Source organism: Pedobacter paludis (assembly GCF_003173575.1).
Lineage (GTDB): Bacteria > Bacteroidota > Bacteroidia > Sphingobacteriales > Sphingobacteriaceae > Pedobacter > Pedobacter paludis.
The window spans coordinates 669,657-696,077 of sequence record NZ_QGNY01000002.1 but is presented as its reverse complement, the minus strand read 5'-3'; the positions used below and the strand labels follow the sequence as shown (position 1 = coordinate 696,077).

The following is a 26,421-nucleotide window of genomic DNA, read 5'->3' as shown; positions in this document are numbered from 1 at the left end:
TTACCTTCCAAAAAATTCGTCTTTTTTATCTACTCTGTTCGGATCTTCCAATGGATACTGTTTCAGCATAGGGTGTACACCTAAATCATCCATATTCAAAATACGGCGTAAATCTGGGTGGCCTTCAAATTTAACTCCGAACAAATCATAAGTTTCACGCTCCATCCAGTTCGCACCTTTCCAAACTGTGGTGGCGGTTGGGATGGTTGGATTTTGCTCGGAAATAAAAACCTTAATTCTAACCCTTGCTTTCTCTACCATATTATGTAAATGATACACAACAGCAATACCGTGATCTTTACCTGGATAATGAACAGCGGTTATATCAGTTAAGAAGTTAAATTTTAGTTCGCCTTTTAGATACGATAATACGTTTACAATAACATCTTTAGTGGTTACAAAAGTTAGCAAGCCATAAGGTTCAGAAACAGCCGTTATTTTCTCACCAAACTTATCGCTAAGTTTTGCAAGGATATTGTTGTTTAGAGTCGTTTCTTCCATTATTTAATGCCGTATTGACCTAAAAGTTCTTTGTAATAATCAGAGTTTCTTCTTCTGCCGGATTCGTTTTTCACCAAATCCTGAATGCGCTGGAAACCATCTAAAATTGCTTCTGGCCTTGGCGGGCAACCTGGAACGTAAACATCCACAGGAATAACCTCATCAATACCCTGCAAAACAGAATAGGTATCAAAAATACCTCCACTACTTGCACATGCACCCACAGCCATAACCCAACGTGGCTCTGCCATTTGGATATAAACTTGCTTTAATACCGGAGCCATCTTTTTAGCGATGGTACCCATAACCATTAAAACATCAGCCTGACGAGGAGAAAAACTCAAACGCTCTGCACCAAAACGACCTAAATCGTAGTGAGAACCCATGGTAGCCATAAACTCAATTCCGCAACAAGAGGTTGCAAAAGGTAAAGGCCATAATGAATTTGAACGAGCCAAACCGATAACTTTATCCATTGAAGTGGCAAAGAAACCAGATCCTTCTATTCCCGGAGGCGCATCAACTATATTAATTTCACTCATGTTATAAACAAAAAATGCTCATCCCTTTGCAGAATGAGCAACAAATTTACAATATTTTAAAGGCAAATAAACTAGCTTAAGTCGATTTAGAACCTTTCTAAATTAGTTACGTATTGTATGTAATAAGTTGAACGTTTGATTAATCAGTTAGATAACGCTCAACACTTAACACGCAATTAGAATTAGTTCCAGTCTAAGACTTTTTTCTTGATTACGTAAACAAATCCAAGTAATAACGTACCCATAAAGATGAACATTTCGATCATTCCATCCATTTTTAAAGCTCTGAAATTAACTGCCCATGGATACATAAAAATAACCTCAACATCAAACAATACAAATAAGATTGCAACTACAAAATATTTAATTGAAAATGGTTGACGGGCATTACCAATAGATTTAACACCAGCTTCAAAAGTTTCCAGCTTATCGCTAGTTTTGCGTTTTGGGCCTAAAAAATGTGTTGCTAGTAATGTGGTCACAACAAAACCTAAGGCAACAATTACTTGAAATATAATTGGTAAAAAATCTATAGCTGAACTTTGCGCTTGCATAATCTTTATTTTCTGATGCAAAAGTAAAAGAAAAAGGCAGAGTAACCAAACTCTGCCTTTTCTAAATTATTAATTTGAATTATTATTTACCTTTTCCTTTTGCTGCCGGAGCCTGAAGCTCTTTTAATTTAGCTGTTGCAAATGGACCAGCTGGATCAAGTGCGATACTTTTGTTTAAGAAATCGATCGCTTTTGCTTTATCCTTATCTGCGTAATATGCGCCTAAATAATCATAAGACTCTACAAGGTTATTTTTATTACTTGCTGCCTCTTCTGGTTTAACTAAGCTAATGTATTTTTCGAAGAAAGGAATTGAAGCATATTTTGGACTTGTTTTATCATCCATTAAGTTAGCAATCCTTGCTCTTGTAAAATAACCTAAAGCAAAATCAGGAGATACTTTATTCAAGTGGCTTAAAGCAGAATCTGCTTCAACTAAACCTGCAGTATTTAAAGGTTTTTTATCTTTTTGCAAGAAATAAGATTCATAAAATCTAGTTTGACCTAAATAGTAGTAGTTGGTTAATGAACCTTTACCATTAGGATTGTATTTAATTGCAAGATTATAAATTTCAGCAGATTTAGCATATTTTTTAGCTTTCATTAAGGCTAAGCCAGCTTCAGCTAATGCATCAGCATTGTTTGAATCTATTTTAGCCGCTTCGATAATATTCATTACTGCTAAACTATCTTGACCGGCTTTTAACTGAGATTTACCCAAATAAAGATAATCGTTACCTAAAATTTTTGTTTTATCTTTTTCTTTCGAGAAGAATTCAGTTAAATAAGTCAATGCTTGAGGATAGTTTTTATTCTCATAAGCAGACCATCCTTTTAATCTAGCGACTACAATGCCTTTCGGATCGTTAGCCGGAACTTGCATACTCGAAGCTACTTGCTCTAACGTTTGGAAATCTTTAGCGTAGAACAGGAATTGAGCGTAACGTAATTGAGATTCTAAAGATTTGTCAGTCAAATCCATATATTTTTTATAATTCTCAATACCTTTCTTTGCTTTTTCCTGATCGGTACCAAAGCTGCTCCATTGTAAGTATAACTCACCTAATTCACGATAAGCAGGGCCATAATTTGGATCAGCAGCAATTACATCTTGTAATTCTTTTTCGCCTTCTGGAAAAGCTCTTGATTCTTTATACATTTTACCAATTTGAGTTTTGGCTCGTCTGTTGTTTGGATCAACATCACCAACTCTCATATATGGACCTAATGCTTCAGAATTTTTCTTTTGCAATGCATAAGCATCACCTTGCGCCAAGAAAACATCTGCATCTTTATCTTTAGAATCTAACTCATCCGCTTTAGTGATGTTAGCCAAGGCATTAGTAAAATCTGGTTTAGACACATCCTCACTTGGTTTATCCTGTGCCAAATATGCTTTACCAATATTTAAATAAGTTTTATAATCTTTTGGCGCTAAAGCTACGGCTTTATCAAAATTTGTTTTTGCTGATGTTGGATTGTTAGATAACATATCCGCTTCGCCCAAACCAATTAAGTTTAAGTTGTTTTTAGCATCGGCAGTAACACCTTTAGTAAAAACTGCTCTAGCCGAATCTATATAACCGGTTTTTAGGTAAACCAAACCAAGGTTATAATAATTTTCGCCATTTGTTGCTTGTGAGCTCACCAATGATTTAAGCATTGATGATGCTTTCTGATACTGTTCAGCGTCAATGGCTTTTTTCGCGTCGTTTAAATTTTGAGCAAAAACTGCAGAACCCATCAACACTAAACCTACATTTAAGGTTATTGCTTTCTTTGAAATTTTCATTGGATTTAATTTTTGTTTTTTAATGGTAATGAATATTGATTGAGCCATGGTTCTTTTCTCTTCTAGTTGCTCTCTCAATCTTCACCTGGTAATTTCTTATCTCTAAATATGAAGTATTTTACTTAATACTTCGTGGTTCAATTTATAAATTATTTTTCTTTTGTTAAGTTAATTTCTCTCGGCATTAATTTGTGCGGCGCCAGTCCGGATTTAAGTACAATTAATTGTCCTCTCTGGCTCCTTAACCATGTTGCAAATCCTGTGCCTAAACCATCTCTTCCTTCACAATCTATAATATTTACGTTTCTAAGGAAAGGATAGATTCCATTTATCAGATTATCTTGGGTTGGTTTATAAAACTGATCATCTCCTACCTTGCCTTTTAAGTTTTTTACACCAAGCGTTTTTATTTGGCTTAAATACTCAGTCATATTCGAATTTCGATCCGTAATCCAATTTATTCCCAAAACACCTATAAAACTCTTATCCTGAGCGATCAGCTTGATTACTTCATTGCTAGAACTTTTCGAGTAAACACCTTGAGCCGGAAATTGACTAATATTAGCCAATTGCTTAAAATATTGGAAGGTACTTGAATAAGCGTTATCAAAGACCAATTTTTTATCTGAACCTTTTCCCTGTAAGATATCTATAACTTCTTTAACGGTAATTGTGCTATCTATATTGCCCTGATTTGTAATTAATGCTATCCCATCTACAGCAAAGCGTGATGTATTAATTTTAATGTTGCGTTGATTATAGTATTTTTCCTCTTGTTTGGTAAGCATTCTTGGCAGAACAATTACTCTAACACTATCGTTTAAGAAAGCTGGCAATAATTTTTCTTCGGGCTTAATTATGGTTTCAAATTTTGCCTGTGGATAATCTAGTCCGAAAATACCGATCTGCTCTTGAACAATAGGACCAACACTTTCATCAACTAATATTTTTAAGGTTCCGCTGGTTCGCGTTTCTTTTACCGCTTCGGGTTTTGCTTTACGTTTACAAGAAACTAAAGCGAGCAACATAAATATAAAAAGGATATTTCTCATCAATGATTAGTCTCGCCTACCCAGGCTTAATAGTCTTACAAAAGCATAAATAATCAGGAAAATTCCAATTGCCACCTTGCCATAGTAAGGAATATTCAAATTAAGGCCTTTCCAAAAGATAAATGCTAAACCTAAAATCACGTAAAAAACGAACATGATAAGGCCTAAAATGAGCAAAAACCGCTGTTTAGGCGATTTTTGCTTAAAAATATCAAAATTTAACATTTACTATTAGTTCAATGTAAAGTTTACGTTGATGTTGTATTTTACCCTTACCGGCTTACCATTTTGGATACCTGGGTTCCAACGTGGGCTTGCTTTTAGTACACGGATAGCTTCTTCATCAGTTCCGCTACCCAAACCGCGGGTAACTTGGATATCTGTCAATTTACCATCTTTTTCTACAACGAAAGATAAAAATACTTTACCCTGTACGTTGTTTTCTTGTGCCATTGGCGGATATTTGATTGCACCACCTAAGTATTTGTAGAACTTAGCAATACCTCCTGGGTATTCTGGTTGTTTCTCGATACTAACGAAGTCATAAACTTTGTTATCATCAACAGCAACTGCCTCGGTACGTTTCGGGCCTTCACCAACAGGTTCAGCAATCTGAATGTCTGCGGTTGGATCACCTTTAATATCTCTTTGACCAGGATCTGCTTCCTTCAACTTTTCTACTGTTGGTGGTTCCTCATCACGTACTTGCTCATCTGGCTTAACGATTGGAGGTGGCATTTTTACCTGATCCACTTTTGGTGGCGGTGGCTCTACCGGTGGAGGTGGAGGTGTTTTTGGATCAACTGGGGGCGGTGGAGCGATAATTACTTCCTGTGCTTTTAATTGCTCATCCTGATTATCCATTGAACCTTTAATAAGGCTGTAGATTTTTGGAGAGAAAAATAAAATAAGAAAAATTACTGAACCGATAATCAAAGCCCTAGTCGTATTGGCTCCATTGGTCTTACGCAACTGGTAAGCACCATAGCTTTTGTTTTTATCAGCAAAAACTACTTCAAGCCACTCACTTCTAAATATATCTAATTTTGACATGATTATTGAGTTTAACTTTATTATAAAATACCTTGAGATTTCATCGACTCTTTTTCTGCATCAAGGATATTATCATCATCAATCTGACGAACTTTTACCTTTAATATTTCCAATTCGTCCATTATATCCACAAAGTTTTGGAATGTAGATCCGCTGGTTGGTTTTACCAAAACAACAAACTCTCCTTTAATTCCAGATGCATCAGCAACTTTTCTATTTGCGATGATTGCTTTGTCAACTTGGGATAAGCTTTCATAAGTTGGAGCTGTTTTACCAGCCTCGCCCATATACCATGCTACTTTATCTTTCTTACCTAATAAAATAGTCATTGTTTTAGAGGCTTTCAACTCTAATCTGTTATCCAAATTTTTGTCGTCTTTATCTGGCTTCACAATATCCATTGCTTGTGGCGTAGATATTGATGTTGTTAAAATAAAGAATGTTACCAAAAGAAACATCAAATCTACCATCGGAGTCATATCAACCCTTGGTGTGGCCTTCTTCCCGCCTGTATTTAATTCTGCCATTTCTTATTTCTTTTTAGCTTCAGAGTTTGTAACCAACAAAAATTTATTCACTTTTTGTTTCTGAAGTACATCAACAATCTTTTTAATTACAGGATATTCCTCTTTGGCATCACCTTTAATACTCACACGCATTGGCTGTTGATTAATCTCGGCTGTTGCGGTACGAGCTTGTAAAACCCATGAGTTTAACTGATTGTCAGTTGAATCTGTAGGAATTCCGGTTTGCACGCCTGGCTTCATCCTGTCTGATCCAGACATTGCAATAAACTTTTTCAGATCTGAAACTGGTACACCAAAAGTTGAGATTACTGAAAAACGTTGTATTTCTTCTGGAGTAAAGCTAATGTTATATTGTTGACCAATTAACTCTAAGGTTTTAGCCCTTACTTTATTTCCTGCTACTTCAAAGAAAACCTTACCCTGCCCAATTGTTAAAATTGCGTTATTTTCTGCTGGCACCTTAAACTCATACGTAGATGAGGGGGTTTGTACAGCTAGTGGTTCTGGTTGCCTTGCAGTTGCAGTTAATATGAAGAAAGTAAGTAACAATGAAGCCACATCACACATGGCAGTCATATCTGTTACGGTACTTGTTCTTTTAACTTTTATTCTAGGCATAATATAAATTACTAGTTTTTAATAATGATGATCTTTTTTCCGGTTTTCCATAAAGCCGGTAAAAATTTTTTCAAAATTCTTATTTATGCGAACTAGCGTATGTTTGAACGATGCTGAAACCAGCTTCATCGATAGCGTAAGTTAACTTATCAATTTTAGAAGTTAATACGTTATACATGATAATTGCTACAGTTGATACCAAGATACCAGTTGCAGTATTGATAAGTGCCTCAGAGATACCTACCGCTAATGCTGATTGATCTGGAGCACCAGAGTTTGCTAAACCGGCGAATGCACGGATCATACCTGTTACTGTACCCAATAAACCTACCAATGTACCAATTGATACCAAAGTTGCGATTACGGTTAAGTTTTGCTCTAACATTGGCATTTCTAAAGCAGTTGCTTCTTCTACCTCTTTTTGGATAGCAACGATTGATTGCTCAACATCCATGTTAGTATCAGCTTCAACTTCGCTATATTTTTTTAAACCTGATTTAATTACGTTAGCAACAGAACCTTGTTGTTTGTCACACTCAGCTTTAGCTGCATCGATGTTTCCTGCGCTTAATAAACCTTGTACTTTACGGATAAAAGTATCTAAGCTTGATTTTCCACTTGCTTTACCGATAACGATGAAACGCTCTATAGAGAATACAATAACTACTAAAAGTAATCCTACTAAGATCGCTACGATAGGACCTCCTTTGTATGCTGTTCCAAGATAGTTTCCTGCTAAAGGTAATTTTTCTCTGTCACCATCAATAAAGTTACTTCCTTCTCCGAATACGAATCTCCAAACACAGAATCCAATTACAATACAGATTGGAATAACGAATGTTGCAAATACATTTGAAGCACTTGAAGAGCTCTCTTTTTTAACAGTTGTCGGTTTTGGTGCGTTTGCCATTTTTTTTTAAATTTTAGTTTTAGTTCTTGTTTTTAATTTTTAGCTGTTTTTTCTTTTGTAATACACACAACGTTTCTTATCTGATTTTGTTGCGAAAAACAAATTTATAACTTTGATTTAAATTACAAATTAATAAATCAATAAACAATTAAATCGTTACTTAAGATTTAGTTTACGGTAATCACAAAGGGTGTATAACAAAAAAATTGCCTCAGCCGGAGGCAATTCTTTCACAATAAAAACTAAAAAAAAATCTAATTGCAAATTTTTGATGCAAAAAATGCATTTTAAAGTGCATTTAACACAATTTTAACTCTTTTTGTTGTAACATTTGGGTATTCGCCTCGTCAAACTGCTTATAATTTTCCGCAAATGCGTTATTGAGCTCATAAGCTTTTAGGAAGTATTCTTCTTGATTATTCCATGTTTTGGAAGGGTCTAAAATTTCACTCGGAACGTTAGGACAATGTAAAGGCATCATTAATTTAAAAACATGATGCTGTTTATACTGATTATGATCTAGATCTCCATTTAGTGCCGACGTTATCATTGCCCTGGTATAACTCAATTTCATTCTTTTGCCTACACCATATGCACCTCCAGACCAACCTGTATTTACCAGCCAAACATTTACTTGGTGTTTTTGCATTTTTTCTCCAAGCAATTCTGCATATCTTGATGGGTGTAAAGGGAGAAAAGCTTTCCCGAAGCAAGCTGAAAACGTTAGCTGAGGTTCTGTAATGCCTGCTTCCGTGCCTGCTACCTTAGCCGTATAACCGCTCATAAAATGAAACATAGCCTGCTCTACGTTTAATTTGGAAATTGGAGGCAAAACGCCAAAAGCATCGGCTGTTAAAAAGAATATGTTTTTTGGAATTGGTGCTACAGAAGGCAGAATAGCATTATCGATGTACTCTATCGGATATGCCACACGGGTATTTTCTGTTTTTTCGATGTTCGAAAAATCGACCTCCCTTGTTTCTGGAAAGTAATTGATGTTTTCTAATAATGAGCCAAATTTGATGGCATTAAAAATCTGTGGTTCTTTCTCTTGGGTTAAATCGATACATTTGGCATAACAACCGCCCTCGAAGTTAAAGACAGAATCGCTTCCCCATCCATGTTCGTCATCTCCGATTAAACCTCTTTTCGGGTCTGCAGATAAAGTTGTTTTTCCTGTTCCGGATAAGCCAAAAAAGATTGCGGTATCGCCCGCTTCGCCAACATTGGCAGAGCAATGCATGGAAAGTGTGTTTTTGTAAATCGGAAGGATAAAGTTAAGTACAGAAAAAATTCCCTTTTTAATTTCTCCTGTATAACCCGTTCCACCAATTAAAATGATTTTTTTGGTAAAATTTAAGATTGAAAAATTTTCTTGTCTGGTACCGTCAACCAATGGATTAGCCAAAAAGCCCGGTGCAGCAATGATTGTCCATTCTGGGTTTTCTCCTAAACTATCATCTTCTGGCCTAATGAATAAGTTATTTGCAAAGAGATTTTGATAAGCTGTTTCGGTAATTATTCTTATAGAGATAGAATAATCTGCATCGGCACATGCAGATGAATCTCTTACATATATTTTTTTATCACTTAAATACCCTGTAACCTTATTATATAGTAAGTCGAATTTTTCAGGGCTGATTTTAATGTTTACATCGCCCCACCAAACGGTGCTTTCTGTAATGCTATCATTTACAATAAATCGATCTTTTGGAGAACGACCGGTAAATTTTCCTGTGTCAATCGCTAAAGCTCCGGAAGACGCCAAATTGCCTTCCTTGTTGTTTAACGCTTCTTCAACTAATTCTGGGGATGATAGTTGGTACTTTACAGCAATGTTGTCGCCTAGATTTAAATAGCTTAAATCTGGCGTTTGCAGTTTCTTTTTGCTCATAACAATAAGTTAGTTAGTGATGCAAATGTACTGACTAATCATTCAAAAAAACTAATGTTTTAATGTAATTATTTACATATTGTAGCTTTTACACTATGATTCAAATATTTGATTATCAACTATATAAACACAAATAATTAAGGTTAAAAAATTTAAAAATATACACTAAGGTGTTTTTGATTTATCCGTTGGTTGAAACCAACGGCAATGAATTGCAAAAGCGATAAATTCTTTCTTTGACAACGATCTATTTGAATAGTACTCATCAATATTCCGTTGGTTGAAACCAACGGCAATGAATTGCAAAACAGATTAGCCTCCAGCTTTTTTTACTTTGTAACCGTCTTTTTGAAGAATTCCCATCACTTTATCGCGAACATCGCCTTGAATCATGATTTCTCCGTCTTTTACGGAACCGCCAACGCCACATTTGGTTTTAAGCATCTTACCCAGTACTTCTAAATCTTCTTGCTTACCCCTAAAACCTGTAATAAGTGTTACGGCCTTACCTCCACGGTTTTTCTTATCGAGCATAACCCGTAAATCTTGTTGCTGGTTTGGAGCTGTAACGGTGTCATCTACTTCTTCTTCGTATTCAAATTCTGGATTTGTAGAATACATGATTCCGCCAAGATCGCTTAAACTATTTTTCTTTGGTTTCATATCAACAAATGTAAGGTAGAAAATAAATTATGGAACAATTACCTGTAAAGATAATGGATTTACAATGGCTTCGATCTCCGCTCCCATTTGCAATGGTTCGCCATCTACATGCACTGCACCTTCTTTTTGACGGATAATTTTAATGTTCTTACCTTTTATTATTTCAATCATGTCTGATGTTTCTGCCGTACCTCTTAACATGATATAACTTAACATAGGTAACTTAAGCAATGAAAAAGGCTTAATAATGCATACATCTAGAAGGCCATCCTTTACAGAAGCTGATGGAGCAATAAAAACATCGTTGCCATATTGCGATGAGTTGGCAATGGTAACTGCGAATGCTTTTCGCCGATATTCAGTTCCATCTATATTTATAACGTACAGCTGAGGTTTATAACTAAATACTTCTTGGAATCCAAGTTTTACATATCCGCTTAAACCTCTTTTTTTATCACCAGAGAAAACAGCACTTAAATGCGCATCAAAACCCATCCCTGCGAGATTAAAAAAGGATTTATTATTAAATGTAGCAGAATCTATTTTATCAATTTTTAAATTATTGATCAATAAAATAGCCTGTCGCAAATTTTTGGGAATATTTAAAAACCTGGCCAAGCCATTTCCTGATCCCAACGGAAGAACCCCTAAAATTTTGTTGTGTTGCAAAACCTTCGTGGCGACTTCATTAATGGTACCATCCCCTCCAGCTGCCACGATTATGTCAAAATTTTTAATTGATGCTTCATCTGCCAGTTCGCCAGCATGCCCTACATATTCTGTAAAAATGAAGTTGGGGCTAAACTTTTCCTTATCTAAATACTTATCTATAAAGTCGGGAATGCGCAATTTGCCCTTTCCGCCAGAGATTGGGTTTATGATAAAGAGGATGTTGGTTTTGCTTTGCAAGTTGTAAAGAATGAGGGTACAAAATAATCTATAATTTTTGAAATAAAGAAAATATACTATTTTTGCAACCATTAAAAGTGGATTGATTTGCTATCCCGAATCTTCGGGACCGGATTGCAACCACTTAAAAAAATTGCTAATGCCTCCTACAATCATTTTAAAACCTGTTTTCGAGAGGTTTTGGCAATTATTAATTTGTTTGTTTACCAATATTAATTTTAATAAATGTCATACTTATTTACATCAGAATCTGTTTCTGAAGGCCACCCGGATAAAATTGCCGATCAGATATCGGATGCATTAATTGATAACTTTCTGGCTTTCGACCCGGAATCAAAGGTTGCGTGCGAAACGCTGGTAACCACCGGACAGGTTATTCTGGCTGGAGAGGTTAAATCCAAAACTTATCTGGATGTACAGCAGATTGCCCGCGATGTAATCAAGAAAATTGGCTATACCAAAAGCGAGTACATGTTCGAGGCAAATTCCTGCGGTATTTTGTCTGCCATACATGAGCAGTCTCAGGATATTAACCAGGGAGTGGACAGAAGCAGCAAGGAAGAACAGGGTGCCGGAGACCAGGGGATGATGTTCGGTTATGCAACCAACGAAACCGAAAACTATATGCCATTGGCACTGGATCTGTCTCATGCCTTGTTAAGGGAGCTGGCCAATCTGAGAAGAGAAAATTCTGAGATTACCTATCTTCGCCCCGATGCAAAATCTCAGGTAACGCTTGAATATTCTGACGACAACAAACCGCAGCGGATCGATGCCATCGTAATCTCGACACAGCACGATGATTTTGACGAGGAGGCAGCCATGCTGGCGAAGATTAAATCGGATCTGGTTTCTGTCCTGATTCCTAGGGTTAAGGCTAAATATCCCCAGTACGCACATTTGTTCAACGATCAGATTACCTATCACATCAACCCGACCGGAAAATTTGTAATTGGCGGCCCGCACGGGGATACCGGTTTAACAGGCAGAAAAATTATTGTGGATACTTACGGTGGAAAAGGTGCTCACGGCGGTGGTGCCTTCTCCGGAAAAGACCCCAGTAAGGTAGATAGAAGTGCGGCCTATGCTACACGTCATATCGCGAAAAATCTTGTTGCTGCAGGCCTTGCGGATGAGGTTCTGGTTCAGGTTTCTTATGCCATCGGTGTTGCAAAGCCAACATCGATAAACGTGGTTACTTATGGCACTGCCAAAGTAGGCTTAACAGACGGCGAGATCAGCAAAAAGGTAGAGTCTATTTTTGATATGCGCCCTTATTTCATTGAACAGCGCTTAAAGCTTAGAAACCCGATCTATAGCGAAACCGCGGCATACGGGCACATGGGCAGAACCCCTGAAACCGTTACCAAGACTTTTAGAACACCGAACGGTGAGGAAAAAAGTGTTACGGTTGATTTGTTTACCTGGGAAAAACTGGATTATACGGATCAGGTTAAGGCCGCTTTCGGAATTTAATTCTCGAATGATCATATTTAAAAAGTCCCGATGAAAATCGGGACTTTTTGCTTTAGAATAATTACAACCCAAGAAACCTTCGATTGGCTTAGCAGAATGGTCAAACATTAGGTTAGCTATATACCCTTCAACTTCATAAAGTCTTTTTCTTTATCAGTTATGTGGTCATCATCTATTGCATAAGCTTTGATGTTGGTTATTTTCATTTCATCCAGCACATCAACAAAATCTTTATAGGTGGATGTTTTAGTTGGCTTAATAATTACGATCATGTGTTTTGATGGATTGTTGTTATGCGTTTTAGCCACCAATTGTTTTGAAGAGAGGATATTGCTTTCAATATTTTTTAATGATGAAGTTTTAATTTCAGCCTTATCTGGTTCGCCCATATAATATGCAACTTCATTATTCTTACCCAATAAAATAGTCATTGTTCTAGATGCTGGATAAGGACCTTGAACCAAAGATTCTTCAGGTTTTGCAACATCCACAACATTTAAATCTCCGAGTGTTGTGGTGAGCATAAAGAACGTAGTTAGTAGAAACATTAAATCGACCATTGCTGTAAGATCTACCCTAGGTGCAGATTTTTTGGTTTTTCCTTTAACGGCCTTGCCGCTTTGAGATTCGTTTAGAGTTGCCATATTTTTAGGTTTTTTTTATTATGATGACAACTAGAAACCAATTGCATAAAAAAAGCGATTAAAAATTTAATCGCTTTGCGTTTTAAGTAAGTTAAATTTTATTTTACCGCTTCAATAACACCACAACCTACCCTTGGGCCAGAATTACCAGTTGGTTGGGTTGTATAATCATCGGTACCACCATGAACAATTATCCCTCTACCAATAATGTTTTTTAAGTCGCCATCGGCAATACTCCACCTATCTGTAGTTACAGTTACACTACCGTGGCCTTTACTATCCAATTTTATATTACCGATATCGCCACTGTGATAAGCTGCTGAACCCCATTTTCCATGATTTTCTTTCGTAGGGTTCCAATGTCCGTGTGTGTTCATGCCCATATCGCCACAATCTCCATGCTCATGAAAATGAACTGCAACATTACTATCTGCCCTGGCGGCAAAATCCATAACAAGTTCCATTTTAATTTTACCATCGCCTTCCTGATAAAACTTAGCTGTACCGATGGTCTTGGTATTATCGGCGGTTTCTGTTAATGTTGCAGATGCAATCTCTTTATCGGACTTTGATGTTGAACATGATGATGCTAGTGCAATGGTTGCAATGGCTAGACCTAAAAAATATTTTTTCATCGGATTAATTTTTAGTTTAATTATCAAACACATTGGTAGTCATTTAGTTTGCCTTTTAATTTTAGATTATAAAACCATTTCAGATACCAGGTGTTTAATCTTTATAAAATCATTATAACTATGGAACAGCCAATTGCAATGAACACTTTGAGCCAAATTTTGGAGAAATTGAGGCTGAAAGGAAAAGATAACGAATTAAAAATTTCTGATCACGGTAAAATGCAAAGCAAAACTTTGGAAAAGATTTACAAACCAGAGGATTTGACTATAGTAAAAACTTACCGATTTGAGGGAGATTCTGACCCAGCAGATAATTCTGTTTTATATTTGGTAGAAGATCAGGACAAAAATATAGGATACATATTAGATGCTTACGGTATTTATTCGGATAACGAGGGCCCAGCTTTCGATGATTTTTTAAAGAAGATCCCAACCGCCGATCGAGATGAGCAAGAATTATTTGCTTAACAAAATAGATAAGGGGTTTGAAATATCAAACCCCTTTTTTATGCCCTCATATTTATAACGGCATCGGCTTGGGATCGTTTCTATAAAATCGGCCATTGATGAAATTGATTTTTGTAACTTCGCGGGCTCATTCCCCGAATTCATTCCATGAAAAGCAAAATAAATATCCCTCCAATTCCAGCCGTTTTATTATCCATTATAAGTGTGCAGTGCGGTGCGGCAATTGCTAAAGGGCTTTTTCCTGAATTGGGTGCCGCTGCAACAGCATCATTAAGAATCGGTTTATCTGCATTGATTTTGTTTATTGCATTTAGACCCAATTTGCTTAAACTTAATGGCAAGCAGTGGAAATATGTGATACTTTATGGTCTTTCTCTTGGTGCCATGAACATGGTATTTTACTTAGCCATAGAGAGAATACCCATTGGCTTAGGCGTTACATTAGAATTTGTTGGACCTTTAATTCTTGCTATTTTTTCTTCAAAAAAAGCGATAGATTTTCTTTGGGTGCTGATGGCGGCGATTGGTATTGCTTTAATTGCACCGTGGACCAGTAACAATGGATTAGATCTGGTTGGGGCTTTGCTTGCCCTGCTTGCGGGTGCTTTTTGGGCAGCTTATATTATTCTCGGTGGCAGAATCTCAAAAATTATGAAAGGTGGAGACGCCGTTGCCGTAGGAATGCTCTTTGCAACATTACTCATATTGCCATTTGGTATTTTTAATGGTAGATTGAACCTTTTAACCCCTAAATTATTGGGCTTAGGAACAGCACTTGCATTACTTTCAAGTGCCATTCCATTTACTTTAGAAATTAAAGCTTTAAAACAACTCCCTGCAAGAACATTTAGCATTTTGATGAGCCTAGAACCTGCAGTTGCATCATTGGCTGCATTTGTATTCCTTCAAGAACATCTATCTTTTAAAGAGAGCTTGGCTGTTGCATTTGTGGTTATCGCTTCAGCAGGATCTGCAATTACGGCCAGAAAAGCAAGACTATAATTTAAGCCAGCTTTTTTGTTTTATAAATTACGATAGAATCTGTTAATTCCAAAGATTTCTCTACAAAAGACTGGATATAGCTTTGCTGATTGTGCATATCTAATCCACTTTGGCTTGCCCATTCTTCCTGAAAGATAAAAGTGTTGTCAGTTGGTGATTCATGTAAATCATATTGCAGGCAGGCTTCTTCCCTTCGCGAATTAGAAACCATATTTAACAAAATACTTTTTAACGCGGCTGTGGTATCGGCTTTACCTTTAATTATTGCCGTTAGATAAATGCTCATATTCCTTTATGTTTAAAAATTGGTTGCTTAAATGTTCTCTGTACGTTTTTAAATCTTTTAAAATATCTGCATTTTTCTCTACATCGTGAAAATGCATGCCATCAATCCGTTCCATGCCCGTAAATGCATTCATTCTATGAAAGCCAAAAAGCGCTCCATCATCTACACTCGTTTCCATAAAAAATTCGTCGGGTAAAATAAACGCTTCCTTTGGAGCATTCCAAGATGAAGTAACCATATACTTTCTTCCATGCAACATGCCACCGGTTCCATAGTTACGTGTTGGGTTGGCTGATGTTCTACCATCGCTGATGTAAATTCCTTTTTTATAACCCTCAGAGAAAACTACATCGATATATTTTTTAAACTCATGCGGAATCTGAAACCACCAAATTGGTGTGTGATAAATTACAACATCGGCCCAAACGTACTTTTCAACTTCTTCTTTGGGATCATAATTGTGATTAATATTTGTTGACTTAACTTCAAAACCTTCAAGGTTATTAAAAAAATCTTCTGTTGCTGATGCAATTGTTTCGTTAAATCTTCCGCCAGAGTGACCAAATTTTTGTCCTCCGTTTATGATGAATATCTTTGTCATATCGTTTTTATATTTTGATTCCACAAAATTACTTCAGCTTAAGCTATTACTAAAACAAGTTAATTTATAGCTTTGTATCAGAATTATAATACTTGAATATGGTAAATTTAGAATGGTACAGAAGTTTTAAGGCGGTTTACAAAACAGGTACATTAACCGGTGCAGCAGAAAGTTTATTTATTTCACAGCCAGGGGTAAGCTTACATTTAAGTTCCTTAGAAAGTTATGTTGGCTCAAAACTATTTGAGCGTACCGGTCGGAAAATGATCCCTACCGAAAAGGGTAAGATACTTTATAATTTTATTATCGAACCCCTGGTTAAACTAGAAGAAGCAGAAAAACATTTTCAGAAAAGCACAGAGAAACATACGCCAACCATTAGTGTTGGGATGTGCTTTGAAACCTTCCAGATTACGCTGGAACAATATATTTCTACACTTCCGTTTAATGTAATTATTCGTTTTGGAGAATATCCAGAAATGCTCAATCAACTGGACAAGGGCGTTTTGGATTTAATTATTACACCCCAAAAAGGAACTTCGGCAAATGTAGAGCACGAGGCGTTTTCATCTGAAACAATTGTTCTGGTTGGCGGGATAGAAACGGATGAAAGTGAGTTTAGGCAATTGGTAAAGAAGAAAGATTTGGACGCAATAGAAATTTGGCTAAAGCAACAAAAGTGGTATGGAACTACAGGAGACATGGAACACTTATTTCGTTTTTGGCAATTAAATTTTGGCAAGCATGCGGATTTTAGACCAAATTATATTGTACCCAACTTAAATTCCATCGTGCGCTGTCTTTCTGGTGGAAATGGATTGGCAATAATTCCTGATTTTTTGTGCAAAAAAGAAGTTGAGGATGGAAGGGTAAAAGTAATTTGGGAAGGTTCGCCAAAGCTTAAGAACACGCTCTATTTCGGATCCAGAAAAAAAACCCAATATCAAACGGAAATAAATCTGATTAAAGATTTATTTAAAGAAGTAATGGTAAGTATATAATTGTATGAAAAGCACCTAACTCACAAGGCTCAAAAAACATAGTGAGTTTTATCAAAAAAAATTCGAGAACCCAAAATTTAAATTTTCGATCCAAAAAAAATAGTGGAAAGGATTATATTGAAATTATCTTAAAAATTAGTGAAGATCTTACAATCTAAGTGCTTCTTTTGATCAATCTATTATATATTTACTAGCAGGATAACCTAATTGTGAATATTGGAGATTAGAAAGGCTTGATTTTTTTACATAGAGATCTCTTTGCATATGATACTGCTGTGCACCCGCAGTCTTTAAGGACTCCACGCTTTTACTTTTATGGATGCAAGTAAAACAAATTTGTATGCTCGGAAACAGAGTGTTCCACATCCTCCAGGTTTTCATTCCTCACACATCCATTTTTCAGAATGGCGGGGCTGATGTTGCCTTTATGATCAATTCATTCGCCTGCTCTATTCTCCAGTTTCAAATAATCTACATTCCAGCCAGGTACTTTTCAATACGGGGCTTCAGCCCACTCCTAACAACTCTACCTCTTCCGGCCATCACTATCTTTGTTATTTGCCTTTTTATTTAAAACTGTACCTGAGCGATATCTCTGCCTCCCCGTTGCTGTAGTTCTGCAGGTCGGAGGTGTTGGTGGTGTACTGTACCAGGATGGAGAGCTGGTTTTTGTAGGTGGTGCCCGCCCCGAGGGTAACGCTGTTTGTGCTGTGGTACATCCCGCTCAGCAGGAGCCTGCTCCCGAAGAACTCCAGGTTCGCGCCCGCGTCAAAAATATCCCTGTAGTTCTCCACCCCGCGGTACACCACCTTCGGCTCGATGCTCGACAGCGCAGACCCGTTGCTGTTCTCGAAGCGGTAGCCTGCGCTGGCCATGTACAGCGAGCGGTCGGCGACCGTGCGCTGAAGGTCCCGGTCGAGGAAGCGCTTCAGGTTCGGCAGTGCGCCCTGAACCGTAAGCCCGCCATCACGGTACGCGATCCCGAAGTCACCGTCGAAGTACAGGCTCCGCTGGTTGAAGTTATAGAGGCCCGGGTCCGTAAGGTCGCCCCTTACCCGGTTGAAGTCCACCCACTCGTCCATGATCCCCGCCGAGAGGCCGAAGTCCAGATAGCTCCTCCCCCCGTTCAGCGGAAGGTGGTACGCATAGCTCGCCTTTGCGCTGGTGCGCTGCACAACGCCCGCACGGTCGTTGAACAGGTTCAGCCCGAAGCCGACCTTCCCGTTCCCCGAGCCGTGCTCAGCGGTTACCGCCTCCATGGCAGGGGCATATTCTATTGCCGTCCACTGCGCCTTGTAGCCGGCACTCACCGCCCATCCGCTGTTTATTCCCGCCATGGCCGGGTTTGCCAGGTACTGGTTCTGGTAGTACATGCTCCCCATAGGGTTGAGCTGGGCATATCCCGTTCCGCCCAATAGTAGCATTGCCGATATCGTTAGTATCTTTTTCATTCTCTTATGTTCTTGATGGCCCTCCCCCGAGGGAGGGCCTGTTTCTGTTTTCTTCTGTTATCTGTTGTCCCTGATGATCGAGATCGTGCCCCTAAGAAGCCCGATGCCCTTGCCCAGGTCGATCACGTAGATGTAGGCGCCCTCCGCCAGCGGCTGGCCGTTGTAGGTGCCGTCCCAGTCGTTCTTATAACTGCTCGTTCCGTAGACCTTTCTGCCCGCACGGTCGTAGATCCCCACCGTGTTGTTCGGGTAATAGTCCAGGTTCTTCACAACCCAGGTATCGTTCTTACCGTCCCCGTTCGGGGTAATCACGTTGTTCGGGACCACTTTGAAGTCGTCCGTTACCGTGATGGTGATCTGTACAATATCCGAGCATCCGCTGGCGCTGGTCGCCGTTACCGTATAGGTCGCCGTCTGTCTCGGGCGTACCTTAAGCGTTCCCGTATTCTGTCCGCTCTGGATGTCCGGTCCGCTCCAGCTGTAAGAGGTTCCCCCCGCTGCCGTAAGGGTAACGATGTCCCCCTTCGAGATGTCCGTGCCAAGGTCGCTCGATACCGATACCACCGGCATTGCGTTAACCGTCACAGTGGTAACCGCAGTCGCCGTGATCGTTCCGTCCCGGTAGGTATAGGTTACCGTATAGCTTCCCGGTGTGCTTGCTCCAAGGTTTATGGTTCCCGTAGAGGCATTTATCCTCAGCCCGCTTCCGCTGGCCGTATAGGTTCCGTCCGCAGGGCCCGTCCTGATGATGTCGGCCGTTCCGCCTGCGCAGTAGGCAGGCTTCGCGTAGGCTATCGTGGCAGGCGTAGAGTTTACCCTCACCGTTGCCGTTGCCGTGCCCGTACAGCTTCCGTTGCTGAACGTATAGGTTACCGTATAGGTCTGGTTGGGCGTGCTCGCACCGAGGTCGATCGCTCCGGTAGTTCCGCTGATGCCCAGTCCCGACGGGCTGGCCGTGTACGTTCCGCCCGTCTGGCCGGTCTGGATCACGCTTGCCGTGCCCACAGCCTGGTACTGCGCCGAGCCGTAGGCAATTGTTGCCACGGGCGTTGCGGGCTGGGCGCTGATGGTTATGTTCGCTGCGTTCGAGATACACCCGTCCGCGCTCTTCGCGGTTACCGTATGGCTTCCGCTGGCCAGTCCGCTGTAGGTCAGGGTCGCGGTATAGGCGCTTCCGTCCAGACTGTAGGTATTGCCCGTTACACCTGCTATCGAGATGCTTCCCGTAGCCAGCGCACAGGTAGGCTGGGCAGTTACCGTTACCACGGGTGCCGCTGCCACCACCTTCGCAGGGCCGATCACAACGTCCGTGCCCGTAGAGACACACCCGTCGATGCTCCTCGCCTTTACGATGTGCGTACCGGGGGTTAAACCCGCATAGGTCAGGCTCGCAGAATATGCACCGCCGTCGATGCTGTAGGTCTCGTCCGTTACACCAGTAATCGCAATGCTTCCCGTTGCCGTTCCGCACACCGGCTGGGCCGTTACCGCTACCGCAGGGGCGTTCGCCGTTGCCTTCGCAGGGTTTATTGTAATGTTCGTTGCCGTAGAGGTACAGCCGTCACTGCTTTTTGCCGTTACCGCATGTGGTCCCGGAGCCAAGCCAGAATAAGTTAAGGTTGAAGTATACGCACTTCCGTCAACACTGTAGGTCTCGCCCGCAACCGCTGTAATGCTGATGCTTCCGGTCGGCGTTCCGCACACAGGCTGTGCAGTTACAGATACCGCAGGGGCGTTCGCCGTTGCCTTCGCCGGGCTTATTGTAATGTTTGTTGCCGTAGAGGTACAGCCGTCAGCACTTTTGGCCAGGATACTATGAGATCCCGGAGCCAAGCCTGCGTAGGTCAACGTTGCCGTATACGCACTTCCGTCAACACTGTACGTCTCGCCAGCTACGCCGGTTATGGCAATGCTTCCCGTCGGCGTTCCGCACACAGGCTGTGCCGTTACAGATACCAGAGGGGCGTTTGCTACAGCTTTCGCAGGGTTTATTGTAATGTTCGTTGCCGTAGAGGTACAGCCGTCAGCGCTCTTGGCTGTTACCGCATGTGGTCCAGGCGCTAAACCGCTATAGGTCAGGGTAGCTGAATAAGCTCCGCCGTCAACACTATAGGTCTCGCCCGCAACCGCTGTAATGCCGATGCTTCCGGTCGGCGTTCCGCATACCGGCTGGGCAGTAACTGCTACCGCTGGTGCGTTTGCTGTTGCCTTGGCAGGGTTTATCGTAATGTTCGTTGCCGTAGAGGTACAGCCGTCAGCGCTTTTGGCCAGGATACTGTGTGATCCCGGAGCCAGGCCCGAATAAGTTAAGGCTGAAGTATACGCACTTCCGTCTACACTGTAGGTCTCGCCCGCAACCGCTGTAATGCTGATGCTTCCCGTCGGCGTTCCGCAGATTGGCTGTGCCGTTACAGATACCGCTGGTGCGTTCGCTGTTACAGGGGCAGCATTAATGGTGACATCGGTCGATGTTGCCGAAATACAACCATTGCCATTCTTTGCCAGAATGCTATAAGAACCTGGGGCTAATCCATTGTAAATTGTATTTATTGTGTAACCGCCTCCATTTATGCTATACGTTTCACCTGCTACAGCAGTAATGCTTATTCCGCCAGTTGGTGTTCCACAGGCTGTTTGAGAAACTGAAACGGTTGGTGCATTTGGTAAATCATTTACAGAAATTGATCCAGTTTTAACCGCAGATAGACATCCACTTGTTGCTGTTAGCGTATAATTGTAAACCCCCGATGTTGTTGGAGTACCATAAATTCTAAATAAACCTCCTGAAAAACTACTTGTTAACCCAGAAGGCAAAGCCGGTGAAAGTGTTACACTTGACTGATTTGTAATTGCATAAGTTATATCAGTTATAGAGTTTCCCGAACATGGATGTTGTGAATCCGTTCCAGGAGCTGAAGTCAGGATATTTGTCGCATCGGGATTAATTGTAATTGTTCCGCTTGCCGAAGCAGATGCGCCTGCACCTGTTACCGTAACAGTATATGGGAAAGAGCCAGAAACTGTTGGTATTCCATATATTTTAATTGTTTGAGTTGGTGCGTCAAATACAAGATTTACACCAGTTGGTAAACTACCTGAAGTAATGCTAGCCGCAGTGGTGTTAGTAGTTAAAAAATTTATTTCAGTGTTTGCTATTGCATTATTAATACATTTTGTTGCGTCGGCACTTAGCGATGTCAATGTTACCGTCGCATCTCCAGTGATGGTTACTACAACGGGCATAATTACAAAACAACCTGTACTTGTATTGGTCAATTTTATATAATAGGTACCACCTACTGCAATCGCAGATGCTTCTGCATTGGTCATTGGCAATGCCGTTGCCGCAGCATCTTTCCAATAAGTGTATGCAAAACCAGCACCTGTATCACTACCGGCCGTAACTGCAGGCAAAGTTATATTCACAGTTGCTGGCATGTTTACCGAAGATGGGTTCGTTACAGCCAAAACAGGGGCAGCTGGCATTGAAGCCACTGCAAAAATATCCTTTCCATTAGCATCAGCATCCCAAGCCACATTATCGAAAGTTGCAACATTTGCTGTTACACTTGTTGCCGTTATGGTTGTTATAGTACCCGTGGTGAAATTTCCATCACCATCTTGGTCAATTAATAATTTAACATTAGCAGCTGAAGTTCCTGCCAAGGCTGTACCTGTTAAGTCTATTTTAGTTTGTGTTGCACCCAGGGCGACGCCTGTGTGGTTAACCTGCCACTGGCGGGCTAAACGTGTAGAACAAGAACTTGCGCCTGTTGGGAGGCCTGCACTACTAGCTGTGGCTACATCGCCTGCATTATCGCCCCAAACTAAATAGCTTAAGCCAGCGGAAGCGGGTGTATTTACATTGCTTACATTATCAGTTGCAACTGTACCTAAACCAATGGTAATCATATTACCTTTATTGGCTGTATTTTGACTGATACCTTGTGCTTGAACTAATCGTTCATTTTCATCAAAACCTAAACCTGCAATATTATTATCATACAAATATGTTGTTCCAGCGCCATCTGCATTGAAAAGCAGATTACCTTCCGTATCATAATAATTGGAAGCAAGGGTAATCCCATATTTTAAACCGAAATATGTATTAATCTGGTTCATATTGGTAGCACCTGCAGCATGCGCCAAGCCATAAGTTACAACCTCAGCTACGTCAGTGGTGCCTGAACCGTTAATACCAAATGTACCGGGATTGGTTGTACTTAAAGCTGTTGCACCAGTTTGAGTACCATTTGCCACACCATTAACGAAAGTCCTAATTGTGCCTCCAGCTACTGTTGTGGCAATCAAAGAATAATTATTTACTGTAGATAAATCTGGTGATATTGTTGCTGTTTTGGCACCACCAGTACCTGTTACGGTTACACCTGTAGCGCCAATTGATAAACTTGTATTGGTTGTTGGCTCGCTCCAAAGGGTTAAAGAAGATGCTGTAGCAGGTTTAATTACAGTATAAACTGTGTACTGATTACCAGCCGCGTTTAAAAAATCAGGAGACGATATGTTGTTCTGACTTAAATAATTTGTAGTTCCTGTAATTTTTAAACTTGGGTTATAATTAATTACCGAAGAAGCAAAAGGAACTGTACCTGTATTGTTTAATGTTGTTAATGCGCTATTGGTGGTGCTGTTTTTCCATTGGGTTACATTGGCACCTGTTAGCGTAACCGCTGCGTTGGCTTTGTACCAAGCATTTAAATTACTTACTGCTGCACCTGGGGCAATGTATGGGTAATCTATACGGGCATAGGCATACTCGCCTGCACTACTTGCAATTAAAGTACCTGCCGCACCGAAGTTTGCATTGTTTAATAATTGTCCACCTGTAAATAAGGTTCCAGGCTTGCCATGTATAATGCCATTACCTCCATCTTGACCTACAGACCCATTTACGAAAGTAAATTTAGGGGTTAAAGTACTGGCCTCTAAACTACCTGTTAACCAATCACTGCTTCCGCTGGTTACATAAGGGAATGCAGTGGTCGCTGTTGTTGTTGATGTACTACCAATATAAAATATATTACCAATTGCATCTATATCTATGGCATTAATAACATCGCTTCCATTACCACCGATACGAGCTAGTGGAACGGCTTGTTCGATACCTGTTGTAGCATCTACCGCAAAAACAAATGCATCATTACCTCCAACAGTAACAAAAGATCCTGCTGCACCAAAATTAGTAATGTTACCACTGCTATAACCCGCTACATATACATTGCCTCCATAAACACCAAGACTGGTTATAGGCTCTAAGGCGCTACCTCCACCCCAATTCTTTATCCAATCTGCAACACCTGTACTGGCATTTAATTTTATCAATGCCATATCTGAAGCGCCTCTGGTAGCTGTTGGTGCAGTAACAAAAGATTGCCCTCCAAAACTGAAAGTTTCTCCAGCATTATTAGCAGAGCTAAAACCTGCATATACGCTTCCACCACTAAATATAAGGCCTTTATTTGCACTGTTGCCATCATTCACTGCATTACTTGGGTTACCACCTGTGGTTATCCATTGATAAATACCTGCACTGTTAAATTTAGCAACAAATACATCTTGAGAAATGGGAAGACCTGTATTGCTGTTGCTTGCAATATCTGTCGAAATTGTATTGGCGTCATTTACCCATTTTATACTGGGGCTGGTAAAATTACCCGATACATATACATCGCCTGTAGTTGGATCGACATTTAAAATGGTGGGGTTAGTTGCTTCAGTACCATTTAATACTGCCGTCCACTGGTAAACGTAACTGCTGTTTAATTTTATGATATAGGCTTGGTTTTTACCACCTGAAATGGTATTACCCCTGCTTGTTGCACCCGGTGGCAAAATATTACCGCCTGCCCCAACCAGCATGTAAATAGATCCATCTGTTGGGTTCACTTTCATATCGGCCAAAGAGTTAGATGCGCCCAAAACATTGTATGCAGCCGTAATACTTCCTGATAAGGTATCTGTAACTGCGATAAACGAACTATTGCTACCTGCAGTTAATGTAGTTGGACCAAGCGTCATCGTGCCAGAAAATGTACCGCCAGAAATTAATTTATTGCCCTGCATGGCTACTGCGCCGATTGATGCTGCAATACGAGCGCCCCAGCCTGCTTCTGCACCTGTTGGCACCAATGTACTGCTTGAAAATCTAGTCATTGCAATATCGCCATAACCATAAGCTGTTTTCGGCATCACCGCAGCACCACCATTCACACTATTGCTGGCACTTACCGCGTATTGGCCTACGCCTATCACATCACCGTTACTCAATACACCTACAGATCCATAATAATCCGTAAAACTAGCTACAGAACTATTGATGGTTACAGCCGAAACTGCCGACATTGTTCCTGTACTATTTACGCCTAATAAAAAACCGGTATAAGTACCTGAGCCCGCAACTGTAGCTGTACCAGTGGTAAAATTTGTTGTGGTTTGGCCAACCATGTAAAGCAAGTTACTGGTGCGATCTAAAGCTAAGCCATTTTGAAATTGAGAAGCTAAATCATTACCTGTACCACCATAATGTTGCGAACGAATGGGCGTGCCTGTATTATCAACTACTACCAAACCCAAATCAGTAAGTCCAGAAGAGGTTATTGTTAAGGGAGAAACAACCCCAGTTGGATGCCATGAGCCTGAAAAAACAAAATTTATATAAACATTTTTTCCAGCATCCGTTGTTATCGAAATTGGATTTGCATTATTGCCACTGCTTGTAGATAACCTGTCATAAGCCCATTGAATGGTACCATTATTAGCTTTAAAATTAAATAGTATAAAGCGTTGAGTGGTTACATTAGCTGTGTACGTAGTACTCGTTACTGTGCCAGGTGCAGCACCACTACTATTGTTTAATATATAAGCCTGAGACCCAAGTACGTTACCACCCTCAAAAGCAGAATATATTACATCCCCATCGTCATTAATGTCAAAGGCATTGCTACTAATTTCACTAACAGCCTGTGCTCCAAAAGTATTGATCCAAAGTGGCGTACCGCTACCGTCATAACAACTGATGTACTGATCGTAAACAGCCCCGCCACCTGCTGGCAAGGTAATCTCTTGTGCCGCTACAGATGAGGGACCGTAGTTGGTAATTTTAGGACTACGGGTATAACCTTGCAAAGCAATTTTAGTTGTACCACCGATTTTACGAACCTTTATCCCAGCTACATTATCATCACTCACTCCATCAATTTTACGTGCCCAGATATATGTATAACTACCGCCCATACCTGTACCGGTGCTTTGGCATTTAACCAATACTGTAGTAAGAGCTGCTGCCTGTCCGGTTAGCGTAGTAGCACCATAGGTAACACCTCCTGAGCTTAATTGTGCCTGAAAAACCATATAGAATATGGATGGGTCATCAGGGTCTGCTGCTATTTGTACCGTGTTGGCGCCTGTGGGCATGCCTGCATTCCACAACATATTCATATTGGCATCAAACTTTGCAATTCTTGCCCCGTTAATGGTTGTTATTGCACCAGAAGCATCTTTAAACTGGTTCAAGCTGGTTGTACTTGGTGCTATCCAGGTTTCATTAGCCGAGTTAACACTAATGCTATTACTAGAACTTAATGTTGCCGCCGAGCCGCCATTTTTAGCCCATTTGTATTGTTGTGCATTTGCTTTACCCAATACAAAGAGTGTTAAGACAGAAATAATTAAAAGTAGTTTTATTTTCATATTCTTCATTATTATGTGGTCAATCAATTGAAGATGATTGCATTAATTTATTTTTAAAGCCTTACCTCTTTTTAGGAAGATTGAAATTGGGAGCGACAGCCTGGCGCTTTAACTTATCGCCAAAGCGCCAAC

General features: G+C 40.2%; 22 protein-coding genes. 4 read left to right on the top strand and 18 right to left on the bottom strand.

Translation table 11 applies throughout. The features are described from left to right. The 12 genes from DF947_RS07475 to DF947_RS07415 all read right to left on the bottom strand — a co-directional run bounded on the left by DF947_RS07475 (position 1) and on the right by DF947_RS07415 (position 11,015). A complete protein-coding gene (locus tag DF947_RS07475) occupies positions 1-501 on the bottom strand; it encodes an NADH-quinone oxidoreductase subunit C (RefSeq protein WP_109929065.1) in 501 nt (166 codons plus the stop codon). Continuing rightward, positions 501-1,043, bottom strand: a complete 543-nt coding sequence (locus DF947_RS07470) for an NADH-quinone oxidoreductase subunit B (protein ID WP_109929064.1) — start codon at positions 1,041-1,043, stop codon at positions 501-503. The genes DF947_RS07475 and DF947_RS07470 overlap by 1 nt, the downstream gene beginning before the upstream one ends. Positions 1,044-1,225: 182 nt before the next feature. After that, positions 1,226-1,597, bottom strand: a complete 372-nt coding sequence (locus tag DF947_RS07465; RefSeq protein WP_109929063.1) for an NADH-quinone oxidoreductase subunit A — start codon at positions 1,595-1,597, stop codon at positions 1,226-1,228. Positions 1,598-1,679: 82 nt separating this feature from the next. Beyond that, positions 1,680-3,389, bottom strand: a complete 1,710-nt coding sequence (locus tag DF947_RS07460) for a tetratricopeptide repeat protein (RefSeq protein WP_109929216.1) — start codon at positions 3,387-3,389, stop codon at positions 1,680-1,682. A gap of 149 nt (positions 3,390-3,538) precedes the next feature. Next, positions 3,539-4,441 (bottom strand): PstS family phosphate ABC transporter substrate-binding protein, encoded by a 903-nt coding sequence (locus tag DF947_RS07455; protein WP_109929062.1) that lies wholly within the window; start codon positions 4,439-4,441, stop codon positions 3,539-3,541. A 231-nt stretch (positions 4,442-4,672) separates the two neighbouring features. Then, positions 4,673-5,494 (bottom strand): energy transducer TonB, encoded by an 822-nt coding sequence (locus DF947_RS07445; RefSeq protein ID WP_109929061.1) that lies wholly within the window; start codon positions 5,492-5,494, stop codon positions 4,673-4,675. Between the two features lie 20 nt (positions 5,495-5,514). After that, positions 5,515-6,021, bottom strand: a complete 507-nt coding sequence (locus DF947_RS07440) for an ExbD/TolR family protein (RefSeq protein ID WP_109929060.1) — start codon at positions 6,019-6,021, stop codon at positions 5,515-5,517. A gap of 3 nt (positions 6,022-6,024) precedes the next feature. Next, positions 6,025-6,639, bottom strand: a complete 615-nt coding sequence (locus DF947_RS07435) for a biopolymer transporter ExbD (RefSeq protein WP_109925842.1) — start codon at positions 6,637-6,639, stop codon at positions 6,025-6,027. Positions 6,640-6,718: 79 nt separating this feature from the next. After that, a complete protein-coding gene (locus DF947_RS07430) occupies positions 6,719-7,549 on the bottom strand; it encodes a MotA/TolQ/ExbB proton channel family protein (protein ID WP_109925841.1) in 831 nt (276 codons plus the stop codon). Positions 7,550-7,847: 298 nt separating this feature from the next. Continuing rightward, a complete protein-coding gene (gene pckA, locus DF947_RS07425) occupies positions 7,848-9,443 on the bottom strand; it encodes a phosphoenolpyruvate carboxykinase (ATP) (protein ID WP_109929059.1) in 1,596 nt (531 codons plus the stop codon). A 312-nt stretch (positions 9,444-9,755) separates the two neighbouring features. Continuing rightward, entirely contained in the window at positions 9,756-10,106 is a 351-nt protein-coding gene (locus DF947_RS07420; RefSeq protein WP_109929058.1) for a translation initiation factor, read from the bottom strand. A gap of 27 nt (positions 10,107-10,133) precedes the next feature. Next, positions 10,134-11,015 (bottom strand): diacylglycerol/lipid kinase family protein, encoded by an 882-nt coding sequence (locus tag DF947_RS07415; protein ID WP_240615330.1) that lies wholly within the window; start codon positions 11,013-11,015, stop codon positions 10,134-10,136. Positions 11,016-11,240: 225 nt separating this feature from the next. Here DF947_RS07415 and metK point away from each other — a divergent pair, with 225 nt between their 5' ends. After that, the gene (gene metK / locus DF947_RS07410; protein WP_109929056.1) at positions 11,241-12,491 is read left to right on the top strand and encodes a methionine adenosyltransferase; all 1,251 of its coding nucleotides are present in this window, start codon (positions 11,241-11,243) and stop codon (positions 12,489-12,491) included. Between the two features lie 116 nt (positions 12,492-12,607). On the opposite strand, the gene DF947_RS07405 is transcribed toward metK, so the two are convergent. Both DF947_RS07405 and DF947_RS07400 read right to left on the bottom strand, forming a co-directional pair. Further along, complete coding sequence (locus DF947_RS07405; RefSeq protein WP_109929055.1) at positions 12,608-13,135, bottom strand: biopolymer transporter ExbD; 528 nt, start codon at positions 13,133-13,135, stop codon at positions 12,608-12,610. A gap of 98 nt (positions 13,136-13,233) precedes the next feature. Then, positions 13,234-13,770, bottom strand: coding sequence for a superoxide dismutase family protein (locus DF947_RS07400; RefSeq protein ID WP_109929054.1), 537 nt, complete (start codon positions 13,768-13,770; stop codon positions 13,234-13,236). 120 nt (positions 13,771-13,890) lie between these two features. On the opposite strand from DF947_RS07400, the gene DF947_RS07395 reads away from it, so the two are divergent. Continuing rightward, complete coding sequence (locus tag DF947_RS07395) at positions 13,891-14,238, top strand: hypothetical protein (protein WP_109929053.1); 348 nt, start codon at positions 13,891-13,893, stop codon at positions 14,236-14,238. A 147-nt stretch (positions 14,239-14,385) separates the two neighbouring features. Continuing rightward, positions 14,386-15,240 (top strand): EamA family transporter, encoded by an 855-nt coding sequence (locus DF947_RS07390; RefSeq protein ID WP_109929052.1) that lies wholly within the window; start codon positions 14,386-14,388, stop codon positions 15,238-15,240. 1 nt (position 15,241) lies between these two features. Here DF947_RS07390 and DF947_RS07385 read toward each other — a convergent pair whose 3' ends face one another. Together DF947_RS07385 and DF947_RS07380 are read right to left on the bottom strand one after the other, a co-directional pair. Continuing rightward, positions 15,242-15,526 (bottom strand): putative quinol monooxygenase, encoded by a 285-nt coding sequence (locus tag DF947_RS07385; RefSeq protein ID WP_109929051.1) that lies wholly within the window; start codon positions 15,524-15,526, stop codon positions 15,242-15,244. After that, positions 15,498-16,127 (bottom strand): NAD(P)H-dependent oxidoreductase, encoded by a 630-nt coding sequence (locus DF947_RS07380; protein ID WP_109929050.1) that lies wholly within the window; start codon positions 16,125-16,127, stop codon positions 15,498-15,500. The genes DF947_RS07385 and DF947_RS07380 overlap by 29 nt, the downstream gene beginning before the upstream one ends. 98 nt (positions 16,128-16,225) lie before the next feature. Here DF947_RS07380 and DF947_RS07375 point away from each other — a divergent pair, with 98 nt between their 5' ends. Continuing rightward, positions 16,226-17,128, top strand: coding sequence for a LysR family transcriptional regulator (locus DF947_RS07375; RefSeq protein ID WP_109929049.1), 903 nt, complete (start codon positions 16,226-16,228; stop codon positions 17,126-17,128). A gap of 566 nt (positions 17,129-17,694) precedes the next feature. On the opposite strand, the gene DF947_RS07370 is transcribed toward DF947_RS07375, so the two are convergent. Together DF947_RS07370 and DF947_RS07365 are read right to left on the bottom strand one after the other, a co-directional pair. After that, positions 17,695-18,579, bottom strand: coding sequence for a PorP/SprF family type IX secretion system membrane protein (locus DF947_RS07370; protein WP_109929048.1), 885 nt, complete (start codon positions 18,577-18,579; stop codon positions 17,695-17,697). 57 nt (positions 18,580-18,636) lie between these two features. Further along, positions 18,637-26,289 carry a gliding motility-associated C-terminal domain-containing protein gene (locus DF947_RS07365; protein WP_158526241.1) on the bottom strand — a complete coding sequence of 2,551 codons (7,653 nt, stop codon included), beginning with the start codon at positions 26,287-26,289 and terminating at the stop codon, positions 18,637-18,639. Between the last annotated feature and the right edge of the window lie 132 nt (positions 26,290-26,421).

Coding starts and splice junctions, on each gene's coding strand:
- DF947_RS07375 (WP_109929049.1), top strand. CDS start 16,226: ATGGTAAATTTAGAATGGTACAGAAGTTTTAAGGCGGTTTACAAAACA.
- DF947_RS07380 (WP_109929050.1), bottom strand. CDS start 16,127: ATGACAAAGATATTCATCATAAACGGAGGACAAAAATTTGGTCACTCT.
- DF947_RS07440 (WP_109929060.1), bottom strand. CDS start 6,021: ATGGCAGAATTAAATACAGGCGGGAAGAAGGCCACACCAAGGGTTGAT.
- DF947_RS07420 (WP_109929058.1), bottom strand. CDS start 10,106: ATGAAACCAAAGAAAAATAGTTTAAGCGATCTTGGCGGAATCATGTAT.
- DF947_RS07445 (WP_109929061.1), bottom strand. CDS start 5,494: ATGTCAAAATTAGATATATTTAGAAGTGAGTGGCTTGAAGTAGTTTTT.
- DF947_RS07430 (WP_109925841.1), bottom strand. CDS start 7,549: ATGGCAAACGCACCAAAACCGACAACTGTTAAAAAAGAGAGCTCTTCA.
- metK (WP_109929056.1), top strand. CDS start 11,241: ATGTCATACTTATTTACATCAGAATCTGTTTCTGAAGGCCACCCGGAT.
- DF947_RS07475 (WP_109929065.1), bottom strand. CDS start 501: ATGGAAGAAACGACTCTAAACAACAATATCCTTGCAAAACTTAGCGAT.
- DF947_RS07470 (WP_109929064.1), bottom strand. CDS start 1,043: ATGAGTGAAATTAATATAGTTGATGCGCCTCCGGGAATAGAAGGATCT.
- DF947_RS07370 (WP_109929048.1), bottom strand. CDS start 18,579: ATGAAAAAGATACTAACGATATCGGCAATGCTACTATTGGGCGGAACG.
- pckA (WP_109929059.1), bottom strand. CDS start 9,443: ATGAGCAAAAAGAAACTGCAAACGCCAGATTTAAGCTATTTAAATCTA.
- DF947_RS07385 (WP_109929051.1), bottom strand. CDS start 15,526: ATGAGCATTTATCTAACGGCAATAATTAAAGGTAAAGCCGATACCACA.
- DF947_RS07405 (WP_109929055.1), bottom strand. CDS start 13,135: ATGGCAACTCTAAACGAATCTCAAAGCGGCAAGGCCGTTAAAGGAAAA.
- DF947_RS07460 (WP_109929216.1), bottom strand. CDS start 3,389: ATGAAAATTTCAAAGAAAGCAATAACCTTAAATGTAGGTTTAGTGTTG.
- DF947_RS07390 (WP_109929052.1), top strand. CDS start 14,386: ATGAAAAGCAAAATAAATATCCCTCCAATTCCAGCCGTTTTATTATCC.
- DF947_RS07365 (WP_158526241.1), bottom strand. CDS start 26,289: ATGAAAATAAAACTACTTTTAATTATTTCTGTCTTAACACTCTTTGTA.
- DF947_RS07395 (WP_109929053.1), top strand. CDS start 13,891: ATGGAACAGCCAATTGCAATGAACACTTTGAGCCAAATTTTGGAGAAA.
- DF947_RS07400 (WP_109929054.1), bottom strand. CDS start 13,770: ATGAAAAAATATTTTTTAGGTCTAGCCATTGCAACCATTGCACTAGCA.
- DF947_RS07455 (WP_109929062.1), bottom strand. CDS start 4,441: ATGAGAAATATCCTTTTTATATTTATGTTGCTCGCTTTAGTTTCTTGT.
- DF947_RS07465 (WP_109929063.1), bottom strand. CDS start 1,597: ATGCAAGCGCAAAGTTCAGCTATAGATTTTTTACCAATTATATTTCAA.
- DF947_RS07435 (WP_109925842.1), bottom strand. CDS start 6,639: ATGCCTAGAATAAAAGTTAAAAGAACAAGTACCGTAACAGATATGACT.